The sequence below is a fragment of the Parabacteroides sp. KHUB-02 genome, from assembly GCF_056640955.1.
This window is the reverse complement of the sequence record NZ_JBWQEV010000002.1, coordinates 241,619-261,036: the sequence shown is the minus strand read 5'-3', so window position 1 is coordinate 261,036 and position 19,418 is coordinate 241,619. Positions and strand designations below refer to the sequence as shown.

Sequence of the window (19,418 nt, the reverse complement as noted above, 5' to 3'; positions counted from 1 at the left end):
GAATAAATATTTTGGTAAAGAACGGAATTTATCCTACATTTGTAATATATAAGTATTATATCGAAGGATATGGAAAAAGAGAAAAATAGCAAGATTACCAGAGAAGAGGCTTTGCGTCGGTTGGAGACCGCACGGAAGCTGAAGCGAGAGTATGTAGCTAAACTGGAAAAAGAGATGAAAGAAGAGTTTAAGAAACGTACAGGGCAAGAAGCTACTTATTTTGAAGTATGGTAAGCCTTAACCTTGAACGTATAAATTCTAATTCTCCTTATGCGGTAACAGCTCTTAGGGATTCTATGTGTTTCCGGTTTGTTACGGACTTTGGTGTGATTTATTATGTCAGTTTTCTCGAGGACGAATTGATGCTTAGTGATGAATCCTATCAATTTATTATTGCTAATACGAATAATAGAAAGTCTCCTCGTGATTCTAAGTTGAGGCGGGCGATAATGGCGATAGTCTATGAGTTTTTCGAATGTTCTAATACAACTCTGTTGTATATTTGTGAGACAGGAGATAGCAAGCAGAGTATGCGCAATCGCCTTTTTGAGTTTTGGTTTCATTCCTCGCCGCGTAAATCTGATTTCGCTTTCATGTCTGCGGACATCCGAGATGCGGATGGGATACAGAATTATGCGGCGATTATTATTCGACTCGATAATCCCAATTTGAAGTCTATAGTCGCGGAGTTTACTGAAACAATACAAATGCTTAGTCAAAAGCCGGAGTAAAATGTATGTATTTTCTCCGGCCCGGGGCATCATTGGGTGGATTAGTGATCGCCCTCTGTTTTTCTGCGGACATACACCCGGTGGCTTCCATAACCCGATAGGGTGATTCCACTCGTCGGGTCGCTACTGAGGCGTAGTAGCTCACGGTTTGCGCTACTACGTTTTAGTCCGGTGACAGCCATGTAGTCTTGTATGCGCAAGAATGGGTGTTCATCCAGGTAATCCAATGCCCGTGTCCGGCGTTCCTCTTCGGTGAAGGGCGATTTCCGGACACGGCTGATACCTCCCCGTCTTAAATCGCAACGCAGGTTAGTCTCCCGTATCAGCTCCTTGTCGGCCCGGTAGTTGATACCATTCACCTCGATGCTCCGTGCGTTACGCTTCGGTTCGTCACCATCCAGCGAGTCGATCTCCTTGTCCTTCGCTACGCCTAGGCGGGGCGTGAACGTACCGATGCCATCCAACGTGACCGACTGCCCTTCCGCCATGCAATAGGCCAGATGTTCCGCTACTGTCCTCATCACCTGTATTACGCTACCCCTGCTCAAGCCCGATCCGGGGTAGGTGATCCGTTCCACGAAATCCTCCATGTCCATGTTCCGTTGTATCTTCATCCGATAATACACCGGCTTTTCCCCCGTCCCGTTCAGGTCGCACATCTCTTGCTTGATATATTCTGCCATAACTGCTACTAGGTATAATTGTTCGTATCTTCAAGTTAAAAACATTCTTCTTACTATATACAAATATACTAACTACTTGATCTATTTCCAAATTATCACCGTGGAATATATAGACCACGTCGTGATTTGTATATTCCATGTCTTGATCTGTACAGACCACGTCGTGGTTTGTAGAATTATACAGTATGCGAACAAGAATCCATAAGCTATCGAGCAAGAATTCATATAGGAGTAGAGCGTTTTTTGCTTAGGGGAGTAGAGGGTAGACAGGAAGGTAAAAGAACGTATGCCGCGTAAAAATGTACGTCCGTATACCTTATATCTGCGTATTTATGTATATTTGTATGGCGAATTGGTGCTGAAAAATGTGATGATTAGCTATATTTATCTGCGTAAAAATGTTGTATTCATATGGAAAGAGCTGTTTTAAAGGAACTTATTGAATGGAAAGAAAGAGCGGACAGAAAACCTCTTATCCTTAATGGTGCCAGACAAGTGGGCAAGACTTGGTTACTCCATGAGTTTGCCAGGCTTGAATATAAGAAAGAGGCTTATGTCGTATGTCGTAAGAACAATCTTGCCCGGCAGCTTTTTACGCAGGACTTTGATGTGGAAAGAATTTTGCGTGGTCTCCGTGCCATGACTTCGGTGGATATTACTCCGGGTGATACGCTCGTCATTTTGGATGAGGTACAAGATATTCCGGAGGTATTGGAGGCGTTGAAGTATTTTAAGGAGGAAGCTCCGGACTACCATATCGCGGTGGCGGGTTCGCTTTTGGGAATTTCTTTGCATGAGAATATATCATATCCGGTAGGCAAGGTTAATGTCATCAACCTGTATCCTATGAGTTTCGAGGAGTTTCTTATGGCGAAAGGAGAGAAAGAGGCCTGTAAACTACTTATGAGCCGTGACTATGGGATGATGAGTCTGTTGCATGAGAAGTATGTGGATCTTCTCCGCCAGTATTATTATGTGGGAGGCATGCCGGAGGCTGTTTCCAAATACGTGGAGACCGGAGCTTTACGGGAGGTAAGGCGTATCCAGCAGGAGATTCTCCAAGGTTACGATCTTGATTTTTCGAAACATGCGCCCAAAGAGCAAGTTCCGCGTATCCGGATGGTTTGGAACAGTGTGCCTTCTCAATTATTCAAGGAGAATAAGAAGTTTATCTATGGCGCTTTACGTAAAGGCGCGAGGGCCAACGACTTTGAGCTTTCCATACAATGGCTTGTCAATGCGGGTTTGTTGTATAAGGTACCTCGATGCGCAAAACCCGAGTTGCCGCTCGCCGTGTACGAGGACTTATCGGCTTTCAAGCTTTATATGGTAGACCTTGGCTTGATGGGAGCGATGGTCCAGACCGATCCTGCGCAAGTCTTAATAAAGAATGATATATTCAAGGAGTATAAGGGTGGACTAACTGAGCAATACGTTTTGCAACAGATGAAAAGCAAAGGCGTGTCTCCCATTTATTATCATACGGCGGACAATTCGCGCCTAGAGCTTGATTTCATCATCCAGCGGGGAGCGGAAATGATCCCGATAGAAGTGAAGGCCGAAGGAAATGTCCGGGCTAATTCCTTGATGAACTTATTGGACAAGGTACCAAGCCTGCATGCGGAGCGATATTCCATGCTGCCTTACAAGGAGCAAGGCAACCTGACGAATATTCCTCTTTATGCGGTATGAAATAGCAAAGGGCTGATCCCGGTTATCATCATCGCCTACGCCCAAGGCGATGACGATACGGGAAAGCATTATCTACTTGCCTTTCTGTCGCTTGGTGACTGAGAATTTAGAGTATTTCTCATATTTGGAGCCTTTGGAGAATATATCTGGCATATGTCTCGCCGCAAACCGTAACTTCTCCTCATCCGTATGGAAATCCTTTTCTTCGCAATATTTCTCTATGTCTTTGGCAGCCTCAAGAAAAGCGTCCTTTTGGGATTCGGTCACAATCGGTAGCTCCGTTGAGTCCGCCTCTATTGCGTTTCTCGGATCTGCCGGTGCGATCAAAAAGATCTTTTCGTTACATTCCCCCATCTTGATGTGAAACTGCACGTATTGCTCATCGGTAAGCTCAAGGAAATCTTCTTCTTTAAGGATAAATCCATATTGGAATATCAACTGCATGGCCTGCCCGCCCCAACCGAATAGTAAATCAAAAATATCCATAGCGTAAATTTTTATAAAGTTATTAATGTTCTAGCATGAAACCTAAGTTAAGGTTTGAGGCAAAGGTAATAGATATTTCATTTGAGCTGTTATATTTATTGTTATTTATGGGGAAGATGATGGAATTTCACTATATTTGCGAAGTCTCCTTACGCCGATGCCGTTAAAGCCGGCGGGCGAGGGAGGGCATATACATAAAGGCGTTTACTGAACGCTTTGGTTTTGACTGTTTGAGAACTTCGCAACTTCCAACTGTTCGTCAAAAACAAAGCAACGGTGAATGCCCCTTGGGTGTATTATATACTACCTTGATCGATTCGATGCCAAAGAAAGGCGTTGAAGCGTAAAGGGTAGACTATATATTCACATCGGCGTGGGGCTTTCGACGTTGCTCGTTTCGACGAACAGGGCAATGCGAAGGCCTTCAAACAGTGGAACGGGCGACAGGACTGGCTCCACGTTTTGTGTGTATAGAGGTATCTAATTTATTATGAACCATCGCTAAGGCAGCCAAGCGGGGAAATGAATTTAATTATGGACATGAAAGGTGTTTTGTCTCTATTGTTGTTTTCTTTTATTCTATCTTCGTGTGATAAAAAAAAAGTGTAACTGCAATTTATTTAGAACCTAATGAGGTTACTGTAAATGCAGGTGCTGAATTTCAGTTTGTAGTTATAACTGAACCTTCGGATGCGCCTATCCCGAATTGTCAATGGAGCCTATCTCCACAAGATAAAGGTGCGGAAATATCGAATACGGGATTGTTTAAATCAACTAACCTCGGTTCTTTTACTGTGAGTGTAACAGCGAAAGAGAATTTTTTTTCGGCATCTAGCAATGTGATAGTAGAGGCTTTGCCTATTTCTTCAATTCGATTTTCAAATGATACTATTGCTATAGAGGCTGGAAACGATACTTTATTGTCATGTGCGATTGAACCAGAATATGCATCAATATCTGATGTGAAGTGGGAATCTTCGGATGAGAGCATAGCAATAGTTAACGATGGTAGGATTGAGGCGAAACGTGCTGGAGAGTGTATAATTACGGCTTATTATGAAGAACATGTCACTAATATTTTTGTTCATAGAATAGAAGCGAAATGTATTTGTACGGTAACACCGCCTACATTAGAAAGGATTTCACTGGAAGAAAATGACTTTTATTTTAGTGGATTGGGGGAAGGTCGTATAATGCTGAATGTTTATTGCTATCCCGAAGGAGCTATATGTCCTAAAATACAATGGAGTACTTCCAATGCCAATATAGTTAAAGTAGATGAAGAAGGATGGCTTACCGCTGTATCCGCAGGAACTTGTATTATTACAGCTACATCCGTAGATGGTAAATTTACAGCTTCATATGAGATAAAAGTTCAAGAAGTGAAAGTGGATGGTATATTTTTTGCTGATGATAAAGAATTTGAAATAGGTGAAGGTGAGTCTTTTCTTCTTGATGATGAATATATTTCAGTTTCGCCATACAATGCATCAAACAAAAATTTTAAATTGGAACAAATATCAGGACATGATGTTGCCCAAATATCTTCAGATGGTAAAAGTATTATAGGATTACAAGAAGGTGTAGCTTATTTTAAAGCTATATCAGAAGAGGGCGGGTATACGGATGTATGTAAGGTCGTAGTTCTGAATAAAGTTGTAGCTAATATTGAAGTTAAAATATCTTTGTCAGGATGGGCTGTTATTGCAGGTTACACTTCTGCTAATTTAAAATGTCAAGTTTGGAACTATAATAATGATCCAATACGGGTTACCGGCCTAGAAGTTTTGCCATCACCCGGCAGTGGAAACTCAAATTCTGCATACTTCAAATATAATGGAGAAATAGAGTATCTAAGGTCGAAATATTGGTTGAATAGTTTTCAAAACATATATCAACCATATTATATATTACATTTCCAATACGGGAACAAAGTATATACTAAAAAAATAAAAAGGTAATGATCTTTGTTTTAATTGGTGAAAAGAAAGATGAGTCATAAATCTATTATCACAACGGACTCCGGTGAGCAAGTCGAGGCACTTGCTCCCATCATCATTTCGGCCAGCCGGTCAACGGATATCCCGGCCTTTTATGTCAAGTGGTTCTTTAATCGTTTGGCCAAGGGGTATTGTGTTTGGTATAATCCGTTTAATCGGCGGAAGATGTATGTGTCGTTTGAGCGGTGTAAGGCAATCGTGTTTTGGACAAAGAACCCGAAGCCGATATTACCTTATTTGCATGAGTTGGATAGGAGGGGTATCCATTATTATTTCCAGTTCACGTTGAACGACTATGTGAGCGAAGGCTTTGAGCCGAATGTGCCGAGCGTTACGCAACGGGTGGAGACATTTCGGGAGTTGTCGGAAATGATAGGGAAGGAACGGGTGATCTGGCGATTCGACCCGTTGATTATAACTCCATCTATCACGCCTCGTGTCCTGCTTAGCCGTATTTGGAAGATCGGCAATCAGTTGAATGGATATACTGATAAGCTCGTGTTCAGTTTCGTAGATGTAAAGGCGTATCGTAAGGTACAGAACAATCTTATAAAAGAGACGAATTGCTTTACGAAAGAGGATGTGGAAACCGCTGAGATGAATGCGACGCAACGTCAAGAAACTGTAGAGGGATTGGTGAGGTTGAGGGAAATTTGGGCTTCTACTGGTTGGAATGTGACACTCGCTACTTGTGCCGAGGATATTGACCTTGCGGTTTATGGCATTGAGCATAACCGGTGTATCGACGGTGATTTAATGGAGCGTGTGTTTGGGGAGGATTATGAATTGGTTTATTATCTTCGAACAGGCCAATTACCCGAACCGGATCTTTTTGGTACGTTTCCCGCTTTACCCGACAAACGCAAAGACCTAAAAGACAAAGGCCAACGGAAAGCCTGTGGTTGCATGATAAGCAAAGATATCGGTAGGTATAACACTTGCCGCCATTTCTGTGTCTATTGTTATGCCAATACAAGTAGGGAATGCGTACAAAAGAATGTGGTTCAGTGTTCAGACAATAGTGAAAATCTAATTTAGAATACTTTGCCAAAAGGTGTGAGTTGTCGGATTTTATTTGTATTTTTGAAATATTTGTCGAAGATTTGATACAGAGTGCATAATTGATCCAATAGCTATATGTCGTGAACTATAATTATTGTATATTGACCGATAAATAAACATAGTTGTTATGCAATTTCTTTACGGAAGCATTTTGTAATATAAACATAAGATATGAGCATTGAATCCCAAAACATAGAATTTAAAGAATCTTGGCGTGACGAATATCTGAAATGGATATGTGGCTTTGCCAATGCACAGGGTGGAACACTATTTGTCGGTATTGAGGACAAAGGCGAAGTATGCGGTGTGAAGGATGCCCAGAAATTAATGGAGGATATTCCGAACAAGGTTCGTGATATGCTCGGTATCTTAGTAGATGTCAACCTTAAAGAGAAAGATGAAAAGCAATATCTGGAAATTGTGACAGAGGCATATCCTTATCCAATTAGTTTTCGTGGTAAGTATTACCAGCGGAGCGGTGCCTCCAATCAAGAATTGAAAGGAGTCGCACTCGATCGCTTTATGCTTCGCAAGCAAGGCAAGACATGGGATGGTGTACCTGTACCTTATCTAAAAGCAGAGGATTTGGATAACGTTACGTTCGATTTGTTCCGTAAATATGCCAAACGAAGCGGACGCATGGAGGATGCGGATTTGATGGACGATAATCATGGCTTGTTAGAGAAACTTCGGCTTTATGAAGGCTGTTATCTGAAACGGGCCGCTACCTTGTTGTTCCATCCTGACCCAGAACGATATGTGGCTGGAGCTTTTGTCAAAGTCGGTTTCTTTCGCGAAGGTATGGATTTGGTGTATCAGGATGAAGTACATGGCAATTTGTTTCAGCAAATTGGGAAACTGATGGATTTGCTGTGTACCAAATACATGAAAGCCATTATTACCTACGAGGGCATTCATCGAATAGAAACATTACCTATGCCTAGGGAAGCTCTACGTGAGGCGTTACTGAACGCTTGTATCAATAAAGATTATGCAGAGCCTTCCCCTATACAAATCCGTGTATATGAGAATAAACTAGAAATCGTAAATGGTGGTGTATTGCCAGATGGTTGGACTGTAGAAACATTGTTATCTTCTCATCGAAGTTTCCCTTACAACCCCGACATAGCTAATACGTTCTTTCGCTCTGGGGAGATTGAAGCATGGGGACGTGGTATTGAACGTATCATCATGGCTTGTAAGAATGACGGATTCTCTACACCGGAGTTTCGTTATGACGCTTCGGGTATTTGGACTATATTCAAGTTTGAGTATCCGGAAAGAGCGGCTACCCAAAAGACTACCCAAAAGACTACCCAAAAGACTATACAAAACTTGACGGGGCAGCAACAAGCTATACTATCTTTTCTAAAAGAACATCCCGAAGCGACCCGAAAGGAAATAAGCGAAGAACTTCTTAATATTACAGAGAATGGTGTTAAATATAATCTTTCACGTCTTCAAGAACTTGGATTATTGAGACGTGTAGGTGGTAGGAAACAAGGGTATTGGCAAATTATGGAATAATGTGGTATGGGAGATTTTAGGGAACGTGCGTTAGGGGAGGATTATGAATTGGTTTATTCTGACATGGTAATATCCTTTGTAATCTTTCGTTGCTCAGCATATTATAAGAATGTTTAATTAAAATGTTGCGGAATTAAGGTTATTATGGATTTGAGTTTTCTTACAAATATACAAAGGGAGTGTTTCAGAGAAACTGCAATAGAGTTAATGAACCACTATTGCATTCTCAAACATGATTCAAGAGATAACAGCGATATCATTTATCGGTTTGCAGAGATAGAGTTTTACCTATATGATATCAAGGAACAGGACAAGGATATAAGTACATACAGTCGTGATTGCAAACGTGTGGAATGGTTCTTTCATGGCAGCGGTGTAGATATAGCCTTTGAAACGGTTAGAGATGGTGATGAATTGATGCGATTCGGCGGCATTCTCATTCGAGGTATTGAAATCTACAAGCAGAACCAACAGGAACAATGGGTACAGATTGGAGTTGTCGGTGCCCCAAAACTATCAATGTATGAGATATTCAATCATTGTTCTAGGATGCCAGATGTCATTGACATTCCTGATACATTCAAGAAAGACAGAAGCATTGGTGATGCCACAAAACGCATAGGTATAAAAGATGACTTACATCAGCGATTTGTTTTTGATGATGTGGATTGGGATATGCCTACCGAAAGAATTGTCGAAACAAAAGAAAAAAAAGGTACAGAAGAAAAGTATCATGTTATCTTAAAGAAGACAACAAGAAAATATACTCCAAAGCTCTAAATATGATAACAGACTTTCAATGTAATATGGTTTATCTCTCGTCCTCGTTACGAAGAGAATCTCCCAAGACTTATGCTTCACTGGTTTCTGCTCTTGAAAAACACGGTGCTGAGTATCGCTTTCTCGATAATACTCACGATATTTGGTGCAGGGACTATATGCCTGTTCAAGTTGCTGAAGATACATTTTGTGGCTTTGATTATGATCCCGATTATTTGCATGAGTCAAAAGAGTTACTTGCTACACGAACAGATGGAAACATGGTTTGCCATGATTTGGGACTTGAAGTAAAGCAACCTGCAACACCTTTGATAATAGATGGCGGTAATGTGATTCGCTGTGATAATAAAATTATCATGATTGAAAAGGTGTTTAGAGAGAACAACTATTCAAAAGACAATCTTGCCAAAGCTATAGAAGAGCATTTTATGGCTGAGTTGATTGTTCTGCCATGGGATGAATCTGAAATTTATGGCCATGCAGATGGATTGGTTAGGTATATAGGCAATGACCGAGTATTGATAACCAACTACGATCGGTTTGACAAAAGTTTTACTCGTAAGGTTATTGAAGCTTTGCGACAACATTTCAAGGAGGTTTTTAAGCTGGAATATAACGTACAACGCCAACACAAACATAATTGGGCATACATCAATTGGCTTCAAACGGACAAAGTGTTGCTTATCCCCTCTTTCGGTTATCCAGAAGATGAGCAAGCCTTTAAACAGATAACAGCACTTATGCCTATGTATCAAGGATATGCTGAAATGATAAATGTAAAAGACTTGATTCGTCACGAGGGCTGTTTGAATTGTGTAAGTTGGACTATAAGACAAGGATGATCTCTACAATCGGGAATTGTCAAAATGATAGGGAAAGGATGTGTACGAAAGAATGTGGCTCAGTGTTCAGAACGCTCGGGTTCGGGCAATTGCTCCGGTGAGAGCAGGGAGAGATAACCGATTTTTCCAGTTCGTCACGAACTCGCAAGACCGTGTACCCGCAGTCTTTGTGCCGTAGGCGGAACAGGCGAAGCGGTCGCTACGGCTATTACGGAATATTCCACCAAACTTTCTATTGCATGCATTGACATAACTACAGTAATTTATTAAGGATTGTCTGATTCAATATGAGATTCATGGCAATTCGGAAAGATACTGCTTGATCGCTTTGTCTTTTACCACATCCGCTACATTCTTTTTGCCGACCTGTAAACCAGCTCCATGTTCCACTAAGTACTTCACTATTTCAAGCCCTCCTTTTTTGCAGGCATTCCCCAATGGGGTCTTGCCTTTCTTGTCTTTTGCGTTTAAATCTGCCCCTTTCTCTACCAGCAAAGGTATGATTTTCGGCTTGAGCAAATGGCAGGCATACAGCAAAGGGGTGAAACCTTTATATCGTTCGCGAGCTTCTAGGTTAGCTCCGTTTTCTATCAACATTTGGGCAGCTTCGACATTATCGTGTGTGGCAGCATACAACAATGGGGTCATTCCCATCGTATCGACATTATTGACATCCGCGCCATGCTCAATTAACAGTTGCACAATCTCCGCGTTAGCCCAACGGGCGGCTTCTCCCAACACGCAACAGTTGTTTTCAGTTGTCCGTATCTTCACATCGGCACCTCGTTCTATGAGAAAACGTACCATTTCCGGGTCGTTTCTTGTTACCGCGTCCATCAGTACGGTTCGGTTGCCATCGTTCTTATCGTTGGCGTCCGCACCTTTATCTACCAAGTATCGGACATCGGCAAGGCTTCCTTTTATCACGGCATAGAACAGGACTGTGTATCCCCAGTTGGCTCTTGCATGAATATTTGCGCCTTTTTCAACCAAAAAACGCATCATGTCGAAATGTTTGAAAGAAGCGGAAGTCATCAAGGCAGTCCAACCTTCCTCGTCACACGCATCCAGCTCCGCCCCATTCTCCAGCAGGTATTCTGCAATGTCGATGACATTGTTTTTGGCCGCAGACATCAAGGGTGTCGCACCATCGGGCAACCTGTCATTCACGTCAAAGCCTTTTTCCACCAGTGTTTTGACCAGCTCCAGGCTTTTCCGATAAACGGCATGGAACAAGAGACTGCAATTGTATTGGTCCTTGTAAGACGGTTCCAGCATGTAGCCCGAGCGAATCATAGACAAGGCTTTGTCAATGTCGTTTTCATCCCGTACGAGTCGAAAGAGTTCTTCCATAAGAAATATTTGTTGACAAATTAAATACCACTCTGTTACCGTAAGCAAAGTTACAGATATTTATTATTCAACCGATGATTTTCCCTAAGAATTTGCACCGGATGCTGTCTGCATTAAATTAAGCCGTCTTTTATAGTAATCGAGACCAATACTATCCTAGAATAGTGTTGTATAACATGCCGGATTTATCTATTTTTGCGCCCAATACGAAAGGTTAAGAATAGGAAGTTTTAGGTATGGCAAAAAAGAAAGGTAAGCCTCAACCCCGGAAAAGCAAGAAGAAGCGGGCATCATCATTCATGTCTTCTGTAAAGAAGATGCTTCTTGGCGCTTTTGCGGTAGTTGTTTGTTTTATCGGTGTATTATTCATATATAACTGGTTTTATCCGGTATCCAAGACACGGCCTGTAGAGAAGAAACAGGATCGGGCGGAGACAATAGTCCGTCCGAAGATCTCGGACAAGGGCGGTTCCGGAACATCGGGTAAGAAAGCCGCGCAAGCGACGAAAAACAAGCAAACGACGAACCCAAAGAAAGAGACCACCGCTTATACTTTTCAAGAGGGAGCTGAGATACCGAGACTAAAGAATAAACAAAAAGAGCAGGTTATAAAGCATGAGGGCTATACGGTTTCTTATAATTCCGATTATAAGATCGCCAATTGGGTAGCCTATGAACTGACCTCGAAAGAGGCGACAAGTAAGAAGAACGAGCGGTCTAATAAGTTCGTCTCGGACCCCATGGTGAAAGGGGCTACCGCCATGAACGAGGACTATACCCGTTCCGGCTATGACCGAGGGCATATGGCGCCTGCCGGCGATATGAAATGGTCCGCCAAGGCCATGCGGGAATCGTTCTACCTAAGTAATATCTGTCCGCAAAAGCCCGGCTTGAACCGAGGTATCTGGAAAGATCTGGAAGAGCAGGCTCGTTTGTGGGCGAAAGAGAATGGCTCTTTGTTGATCGTGACCGGCCCGGTGATCACGGACGACCTGAAACGGTTAGGCAAGAATCGGGTGGGAATCCCGAAGACCTTTTATAAGGTAATCTGTACGATAACGAACGGTAAACCAGAAGGGGTAGGTTTTCTGTTTGATAATAAAGACTATGGAAAGACTCCCTTGAAATCGATGATGATCCCTATCGATAGCGTTGAGAAGGTTACCGGAATTGACTTTTTCCCTTCTTTGCCTGATTCGATAGAAAATCCGATGGAAGCATACGTGAATGATGGTAGTTGGTCTTTTTAAGGCACGTTATGCTCAACAATCTCTAGGCGAGAATGTTTTATATTTACTGTGAAGAAAAAGAAATCATAATTAAATAACAAAATGCAAGTTATCATGAAAGGAAAATTAATCCCTGTGTTTGTTTTGGCAGCATTGGTTTCCTGTAGTCAACCACCCGTTAAGGAGCAAGGTCCTCGTCCAGTTAAATTGGCGGACGTTACTTCTCTGAACATGGTTGAGAAATCATTCAGTGGAGTGGTATCGCCCGATCAATTCAGTGATTTGGCGTTTAAGATGTCCGGCCCGCTGATCTCATTAAACGTGGATGAAGGCCAGAAGGTCCGTACGGGACAGATCGTGGCCGAGATCGATCCGCTGGACTTTAAATGGGAATATGAGGCGAAGAAAGCGTCTTTCCAGACCGCTGAGGCGCAATTGCAACGTGCGAAGAAGTTATTGTCCAAACAAGCTATCTCCAAGCAAGAGTATGAGTCTACGGAAGCCTCTTACTCAAATGCCAAGGCGGCTTTCGAGTATGCGCAAAATACATTGAACCAGACAAAGCTTCGTGCGCCGTTCGATGGATTTATCCAGAAGAAATATGTGGAGAATTACCAGAAGGTACAGGCCGGACAAGGAATCGTTTGCTTGATCAACCCGAATAAGTTACAGGTCGTGTTTACGATGCCGGAGAGTAATATCAATTACTTCTCTTCTCCTTATTCTGTTTATGTGGAATTCGATAATTACAAGGGCGTTCGCTTCAAGGCGAAGGTGAAAGAATACGTGGAAGCCTCTCCCGATGGCTCCGGCGTTCCCGTATATCTGTATATCGATGATCCGAACTTTAATTTAGAGAAATATAAGGTAGCCGTAGGTTTCTCTTGCCGTGTGATCTTGAACGTGGATAGCGAGAGTTTCACGCAAGGCGCCGTATTGGTTCCGCTAGCCGCTGTCGTGGCTGACGATGCCAATAGCGATAAGTATGTGTTTGTTTATAATGGGCAGTCTCAAAAGGTTGAGCGTCGCAAGATTACCGAGTCTATGCTGATCGGCAAGGATGGCGTGATCGTAACGGATGGCTTGCGACCCGGCGAACAGGTTGTCTCAGCCGGAGCCACTCGTTTGGTGGATGGACAACAGGTAAAAGTATTAACAGATTAAGAGATAAACAATGAATATTCCAAAATATTCCTTAGAGAATCAGAAGATTATATACTTTTTCCTAGCGGTCATGCTGATAGGAGGTATATATTCTTTCTTTAAATTGCCGAAGAAGGAAGATTCTCCCTTCGTAATCAAGCAAGCGGTTTTGGTTACCCAATATCCGGGAGCGACACCTCAGGAGGTGGAGAAGCTGGTGACTGAGCCGATCGAACGGGAGATTCAGGCTATGTCGGATGTGTTCCAGATCAAATCTGAGTCTTATTTCGGTATGTCCAAGATTTCTATTGAGTTGCAGCCTACCTTGTCTCCGGATTATATGCCGGTCAAGTGGGACGAGTTGCGTCGTAAGGTGGCGAATATACAGCCCCGCCTTCCGTCTGGCGCCTCCTCGATATCCGTTAGTGATGACTTCGGTGACGTATTCGGAATTTATTATGCCTTGACGGCCGATGAGGGATATACTTACGACGACCTGCGTAATTGGGCGCAAAAGATCAAGACGGAGCTATCTCCTGTACCGGGTGTACAGAAGGTCTACCTATTCGGTGAACAGACACAAGTTGTCAACGTAAAGATCTCTATCCCGAAACTGGCTAACCTAGGTATCGACCCGAACGCTATCCAGCAGGTGATGCAAACGCAGAACTTGTTGGTGAATACGGGAGATATCAATACCGGTAATTATCAATTGCGTTTGCGTGCGGAAGGTACGTATAAGGATATACAAGATATCCGGGACCAATTGATCGTGACGAAAAGTGGCGGTGAGGTTCGTTTGGGAGATATCGCTACGGTAGAGCGTGGTTATATGGACCCTCCCTCGAACCTGATGCGTGTGGACGGTAAGCGTGCCATCGGTATCGGTGTCGCTACCGGTTCGAAAGACGATGTGGTTGCCGTGGGTAACGCCGTGGCGGATCATTTAGCGGAGATGGAGCAGCTGTTCCCGGTGGGTATGGACCTGAAAACGATCTATCCGGAGAACAAGATCGCGGATGAGGCGAACAACGGTTTTATCTTGAACTTGATCGAGTCGTTATTGATCGTTATCGTGATTATCTTTATCGTGATGGGGTCCCGTGCCGGTATGTTGGTCGGTAGTTCGTTGTTGTTCTCGGTAGGTGGTACCTTATTGATCATGTTGATCTGGGGTGTCGGCTTGAACCGAACCTCGTTGGCGGCCTTTATTATCGCTATGGGTATGTTGGTGGATAACGCTATCGTGGTGACGGATAATGCCCAAGTCGGTATCAAGCGGGGACTTTCCCGTTATCAGGCGTTGATCGATGGCGCGACGAAACCGCAGTGGGCGTTGTTGGGCGCTACCTTTATCGCCGTATGTTCTTTCTTGCCGATGTACTTGGCACCGGCATCCGTGGCCGAGATCGTGAAACCGTTGTTTATCGTATTGGCGGTATCCTTGGGATTAAGCTGGGTCTTGGCCTTGACGCAAACGACTACCTTCGGTAATTTTATCTTGAAAGAGGCGAAACCGGGTGAGAGCAAAGACCCGTACGATACGAAGCTGTATCATAAATTTGAGTCGGTATTGGGCCGTTTGATCAAGCGTAGATATGTAACGATCTCTACCGTGGTAGCTACGTTATTCCTTTCCTTGTTCGTGATGAGCATCATGCCGCAGAGTTTCTTCCCGATCATGAGCAAGCCTTATTTCCGTGCGGACTTGATCTTCCCGGAAGGATATAGCATCTACGACGTGGAGACGAACGTGAAGAAGATAGAGGAGGAATATCTCAGCAAGAATGAGAATATCAAATCATACTCGTTTACCTTGGGAGGTTCGCCGGTGCGTTATTACTTGGCCAGTTCTTCTATCGGTCCGAAGCCAAACTTCGCCAATGTGTTGATCGAGACACAAGATCCGGAGGATGCGCAAGCGGAAGAGGGTAAGTTCTACGATTATATGGTCGCTAACTATCCGAATATATTGACCCGTTCGGCTTTGTTCGCCTTGTCTCCGGTTCCGGATGCGGCGATCGAGATCGGTTTTATCGGCGATAACGTAGATACGTTGGTTGCCTTGACGCAAAGGGCGCAGGAGATCGCCCGGAATTATGATCAGGTGATGGAGGTTCGCAATAGTTGGGGTAACAAGGTTCCGGTATGGAAGCCGCTATATTCCCAAGAGAAAGGTTTGCGTCTGGGTATTACCCGTCAGCAGGTGGCTTATTCCTTGCGTTCGGCTACGAATGGCGTACCTTTGGGTGAGTATCGTGAGGGCGACGTGTTTATGCCGATCTTACTGAAAGATGCGGATAAGGATTCTATCAGTCTGAATGATATAAAGACTTTGCCGGTTTATAGCGCTAAAGGCCGTTCGGTAAAAGTGGAGCAGGTGATCGATGATTTCTCGCTGGATTATGAGTTTAACGTAGTGAGACGATTCAACCGTGAGCCGTGTATGCTTATGCAGTGTGAGCCGAAGCGTGGTGCCAATACGATGGCTGCTTTCAGTCATTTGTGGAAAGAGGTACAGGAGAAGATTCAGGTGCCGGAAGGATATAAGATGACGTATTTCGGTGAGCAATCCGAGCAAGATAAAGGTAATAAGGCGATCGCCGCTAATATCCCGTTGATGTTCGGTTTGATTTATGTCACCTTGTTATTCTTATTCCCGAAATATTACCGGAAACCGGTATTGATCATGGCGATGCTGCCGTTGATCTTCATTGGTGTGGTATTGGGATTGTTGGTGTTCGGTAAGTCTCTCGACTTCTTTGCTATGCTGGGTCTGTTGGGCTTGATCGGTATGAATATCAAGAATGCGATCGTGCTGGTGGACGAGATCGGTTTGCAATTGAACGCGGGCTTGTCTCCGGTGAATGCCGTGATAGAGGCAACGAAAACCCGTATCGTTCCGGTGACGATGGCTTCCGGTACGACGATCTTAGGTATGTTGCCGTTGTTGGGTGACGCTATGTTCGCCGGTATGGCGGCTACCATCATGGGTGGTCTGTTCGTATCTACGATCTTGACGATCTTCGTGCTTCCGGTTACTTATTGTGTTTTCTTTAAGATTAAATCAGAGTAAAAGGTATGAGAAATAAAATAATCATAGGTTGTTTATTGTTGGGTGCCTTGTCCGCTAAAGCGCAAGACGCCCGGCTATCGGCTGTGGAATATAAGGAACGGGTCCTTGAATACAGCCGTCAGATCAAGCAAAGCTCTGAGGAGCGTATCGCTATGCAGCATGCGATCAAGGCCGCTAAGACCGGTTTCTTCCCTTCTGTGGACTTCTCCGGCAGTTATCAGTACCGTATCAATAAATATGATTTGGATTTCGGACCGGGCATGTCCGTAGAGATGGACCATAATACGTATAGCCTAGGCGCTACGGTGAGCCAGCCCATCTATGCCGGCGGACAGATCTATAATAACTATAAGGCAGCTCAGGTACAAGGCAAGATCACCGAGCAAGCGGAAGAATTGACAACGGATAATATCGTTTATTCCGCCGATTTGAACTATTGGACGGCCGCCGCACGTAAAGGTATGTACGATGTGATGTGTCAGTATGTAGACATTGTCGGGGAGTTGGCGAACGTGTTGACGATCCGTTTCAATGACGGCCAGATCAGCAAGACCGATTTATTGCAAGTGGAGTCCCGCTTGAAAGAAGCGGAATTGAATAAAAGCTCGGCTTATAAGGAATATCAGATCGCGTTACAGAACTTGAACTCATTGATGGGTGTGTCTCCGTTAGACCCGATCGAGGTGGAAGATTCCATTACGACCTATCTGGCCTTGCCGTTGCAAGTAGGAGAGGATGTAGCTCTTCGGAATCGTCCGGACTACGCTATTTCCGAGTTGAACATAGAGTATCAAAAGAGACAGATCAATTTGTCGAAGGCGAAATATAACCCGTCTTTGGCGATCGGTTTTCAAGGTACTTGGGGTACGCCGATGTTGAACGTGAAAGGTTCGGACCAGTTGTGGACTCCGGCCGTCTTCGCTTCCTTGAAGATACCTTTGTTCCGTTGGGGAGCCCGTTTCAAGGAGGTAAATTCCCAGAAGGCCATCCTTCGTAGTAAGGAATACGCCTTGGACAATACGCGTGATAAGATCGCTCAAGAGGTAGCGAACGCATGGACAAGCCTAACCGAGTATACGAAACAAATTACCGTCGCGGAAGAGGCTTGTAAGATTGCCGAGGAGAACCTTGATTTGAATACCTTCAGCTACAACGAGGGTAAACTACCGATCTTGGATGTGCTCTCCGCCCAATTGTCATGGATTCAGTCTTACAGTAGCTTGATCCAGACTTGGTATCAGCAAAAGGCTTCTTTAGCCCAATATAACAAGGCTATAGGTATTCGCCGTTTGCAGTAAAAGAAACATATTTATACTTAGAAGACAAGGTCCCTTATTTTGAAAACGAGATAAGGGACCTTCTTTATGAAATAAAACGTCCTTTATTCCGTTAGGTAAACTGAAGATTGCTACATTTGCATACAATCTTGTCTGTTTGGGATACTCGTCGGAATCCGGACTTTTTAAGTAGAATGATGAAATAATAAGATGTATACAAAGTTACTAGATAAACAAACAAAACTTGCCCTAATCGGACTAGGATATGTCGGGCTTCCTATCGCGATGGAATTCGCTAAACATGTTTCCGTTATCGGATTTGATATCAACGAGGATCGCTTGGACAAGCTTCGGAACGGTATAGATCCGTGTGGTGAGCTTTCCTCTGAGGTATTTGAACATAAGGACATCACATTTACTTCTTCTATAGAGAAGCTAAGGGAGGCTTCTTTTTACGTGATAGCTGTTCCTACCCCGATAGACAGCCATAACGAGCCGGATCTATCCCCTTTGTTGGGTGCGACTCGCACGGTAGGCAAAGTCCTTAAACGAGGCGATTATGTAGTATACGAATCTACCGTATATCCGGGATGTACGGAAGAGGATTGCATCCCGATCTTGGAGGAGGTTTCAGGGTTGAGAGTAGGAGAGGACTTTAAGGTTGGATATTCACCGGAACGAATCAATCCGGGTGATAAGGTACATACCTTGGTAAATACCGTGAAGATCGTTTCCGGCTGCGATGCCGAAGCTTTGGAAACGATATCGGACGTCTATAAGCTGGTCGTTCAAGCGGGGTTGCACCGTGCGCCTAGTATCAAGGTAGCCGAAGCCGCCAAGATTATCGAGAATACCCAGCGTGATGTGAATATAGCCCTTATGAACGAGCTTTCCATTATTTTCGATCGAATGGGGGTAAATACGTTTGATGTCTTGAAAGCCGCCGGAACGAAATGGAATTTCCTGCCTTTCTCTCCCGGATTGGTAGGTGGGCATTGTATAGGGGTAGATCCTTACTATCTGGTGCATAAAGCCAAAGAATTGCAATATCACACGAAGATGATCAACTCCGGTCGCTACGTGAACGATTCCATGGGACGGTATATCGGAAAGAAGGTCGTGAAAAAGATTATCTCGCAGGGGAAAAATATCCTAGGAGCGCATGTGTTGGTGATGGGTATGACTTTTAAGGAAAACGTATCGGATATACGTAACTCGAAAGTAGCCGATATTATCAATGAGTTTAAGGACTTCGGAGCCGAGGTCGATGTGATGGATCCGTTCGCTTCCCCCTCGGAAGTATTGCAAGAGTACGGTATCCGGTTAGTAGAGAGGCCCGGGAAGAAATATGACGCGGTAGTGGTAGCTGTCGCTCATACGACTTATTTGAAGCTGGATGAGTCCTACTTCATGTCGATCACGAACGAACATGCCGTGTTGGCGGACGTGAAAGGAGTCTATCGAGGTAGCATCCATCAGATGATCTATTGGAGTCTGTAATTGTTAAAAAGTAACACAAGCTGCAAAGAAATTTCGA

Annotated in this window: 16 protein-coding genes; 13 read left to right on the top strand and 3 right to left on the bottom strand. The window is 43.9% G+C overall.

Going from position 1 to position 19,418, the window contains the following annotated elements; translation table 11 throughout:
* Positions 1 to 69: 69 nt before the first annotated feature.
* Together ACYIA1_RS21610 and ACYIA1_RS21605 are read left to right on the top strand one after the other, a co-directional pair.
* Entirely contained in the window at positions 70 to 234 is a 165-nt protein-coding gene (locus tag ACYIA1_RS21610; RefSeq protein WP_005856488.1) for a hypothetical protein, read from the top strand.
* Entirely contained in the window at positions 228 to 731 is a 504-nt protein-coding gene (locus ACYIA1_RS21605) for a DUF6169 family protein (protein ID WP_022192410.1), read from the top strand. The genes ACYIA1_RS21610 and ACYIA1_RS21605 overlap by 7 nt, the downstream gene beginning before the upstream one ends.
* A 41-nt stretch (positions 732 to 772) precedes the next feature.
* Here the strand turns inward: ACYIA1_RS21605 and ACYIA1_RS21600 are convergent, their stop codons facing one another.
* A complete protein-coding gene (locus tag ACYIA1_RS21600) occupies positions 773 to 1,414 on the bottom strand; it encodes an HU family DNA-binding protein (protein ID WP_480336382.1) in 642 nt (213 codons plus the stop codon).
* A gap of 411 nt (positions 1,415 to 1,825) precedes the next feature.
* On the opposite strand from ACYIA1_RS21600, the gene ACYIA1_RS21595 reads away from it, so the two are divergent.
* Positions 1,826 to 3,106: an ATP-binding protein gene (locus ACYIA1_RS21595; protein WP_480336381.1), complete on the top strand. Its 1,281-nt coding sequence runs from the start codon at positions 1,826 to 1,828 to the stop codon at positions 3,104 to 3,106.
* Between the two features lie 72 nt (positions 3,107 to 3,178).
* On the opposite strand, the gene ACYIA1_RS21590 is transcribed toward ACYIA1_RS21595, so the two are convergent.
* Positions 3,179 to 3,592, bottom strand: a complete 414-nt coding sequence (locus tag ACYIA1_RS21590) for a hypothetical protein (RefSeq protein WP_480336380.1) — start codon at positions 3,590 to 3,592, stop codon at positions 3,179 to 3,181.
* 614 nt (positions 3,593 to 4,206) lie between these two features.
* Here ACYIA1_RS21590 and ACYIA1_RS21585 point away from each other — a divergent pair.
* The 5 genes from ACYIA1_RS21585 (at position 4,207) to ACYIA1_RS21565 (ending at position 9,803) form a co-directional block, all read left to right on the top strand.
* Complete coding sequence (locus ACYIA1_RS21585) at positions 4,207 to 5,553, top strand: Ig-like domain-containing protein (protein ID WP_480336454.1); 1,347 nt, start codon at positions 4,207 to 4,209, stop codon at positions 5,551 to 5,553.
* 45 nt (positions 5,554 to 5,598) lie between these two features.
* Complete coding sequence (locus ACYIA1_RS21580) at positions 5,599 to 6,630, top strand: DUF1848 domain-containing protein (RefSeq protein ID WP_480336453.1); 1,032 nt, start codon at positions 5,599 to 5,601, stop codon at positions 6,628 to 6,630.
* 195 nt (positions 6,631 to 6,825) lie between these two features.
* Positions 6,826 to 8,181 (top strand): RNA-binding domain-containing protein, encoded by a 1,356-nt coding sequence (locus ACYIA1_RS21575; RefSeq protein ID WP_413640083.1) that lies wholly within the window; start codon positions 6,826 to 6,828, stop codon positions 8,179 to 8,181.
* A gap of 144 nt (positions 8,182 to 8,325) precedes the next feature.
* Complete coding sequence (locus ACYIA1_RS21570) at positions 8,326 to 8,961, top strand: hypothetical protein (RefSeq protein ID WP_480336379.1); 636 nt, start codon at positions 8,326 to 8,328, stop codon at positions 8,959 to 8,961.
* A gap of 2 nt (positions 8,962 to 8,963) precedes the next feature.
* Entirely contained in the window at positions 8,964 to 9,803 is an 840-nt protein-coding gene (locus tag ACYIA1_RS21565) for an agmatine deiminase family protein (protein ID WP_480336378.1), read from the top strand.
* A 294-nt stretch (positions 9,804 to 10,097) separates the two neighbouring features.
* On the opposite strand, the gene ACYIA1_RS21560 is transcribed toward ACYIA1_RS21565, so the two are convergent.
* Complete coding sequence (locus ACYIA1_RS21560; RefSeq protein ID WP_259013008.1) at positions 10,098 to 11,156, bottom strand: ankyrin repeat domain-containing protein; 1,059 nt, start codon at positions 11,154 to 11,156, stop codon at positions 10,098 to 10,100.
* A 236-nt stretch (positions 11,157 to 11,392) separates the two neighbouring features.
* Between ACYIA1_RS21560 and ACYIA1_RS21555 the strand changes: the two genes are divergently transcribed.
* The 5 genes from ACYIA1_RS21555 to ACYIA1_RS21535 all read left to right on the top strand — a co-directional run bounded on the left by ACYIA1_RS21555 (position 11,393) and on the right by ACYIA1_RS21535 (position 19,381).
* Positions 11,393 to 12,406, top strand: a complete 1,014-nt coding sequence (locus ACYIA1_RS21555; protein ID WP_122379713.1) for a DNA/RNA non-specific endonuclease — start codon at positions 11,393 to 11,395, stop codon at positions 12,404 to 12,406.
* A gap of 93 nt (positions 12,407 to 12,499) precedes the next feature.
* Positions 12,500 to 13,549 carry an efflux RND transporter periplasmic adaptor subunit gene (locus ACYIA1_RS21550; protein ID WP_008778321.1) on the top strand — a complete coding sequence of 350 codons (1,050 nt, stop codon included), beginning with the start codon at positions 12,500 to 12,502 and terminating at the stop codon, positions 13,547 to 13,549.
* A 10-nt stretch (positions 13,550 to 13,559) separates the two neighbouring features.
* Complete coding sequence (locus ACYIA1_RS21545) at positions 13,560 to 16,604, top strand: efflux RND transporter permease subunit (RefSeq protein WP_005868335.1); 3,045 nt, start codon at positions 13,560 to 13,562, stop codon at positions 16,602 to 16,604.
* Between the two features lie 5 nt (positions 16,605 to 16,609).
* Positions 16,610 to 17,902, top strand: a complete 1,293-nt coding sequence (locus ACYIA1_RS21540; RefSeq protein ID WP_009276023.1) for a TolC family protein — start codon at positions 16,610 to 16,612, stop codon at positions 17,900 to 17,902.
* A gap of 189 nt (positions 17,903 to 18,091) precedes the next feature.
* Positions 18,092 to 19,381, top strand: a complete 1,290-nt coding sequence (locus ACYIA1_RS21535) for a nucleotide sugar dehydrogenase (protein ID WP_480336377.1) — start codon at positions 18,092 to 18,094, stop codon at positions 19,379 to 19,381.
* Positions 19,382 to 19,418 lie beyond the last annotated feature (37 nt).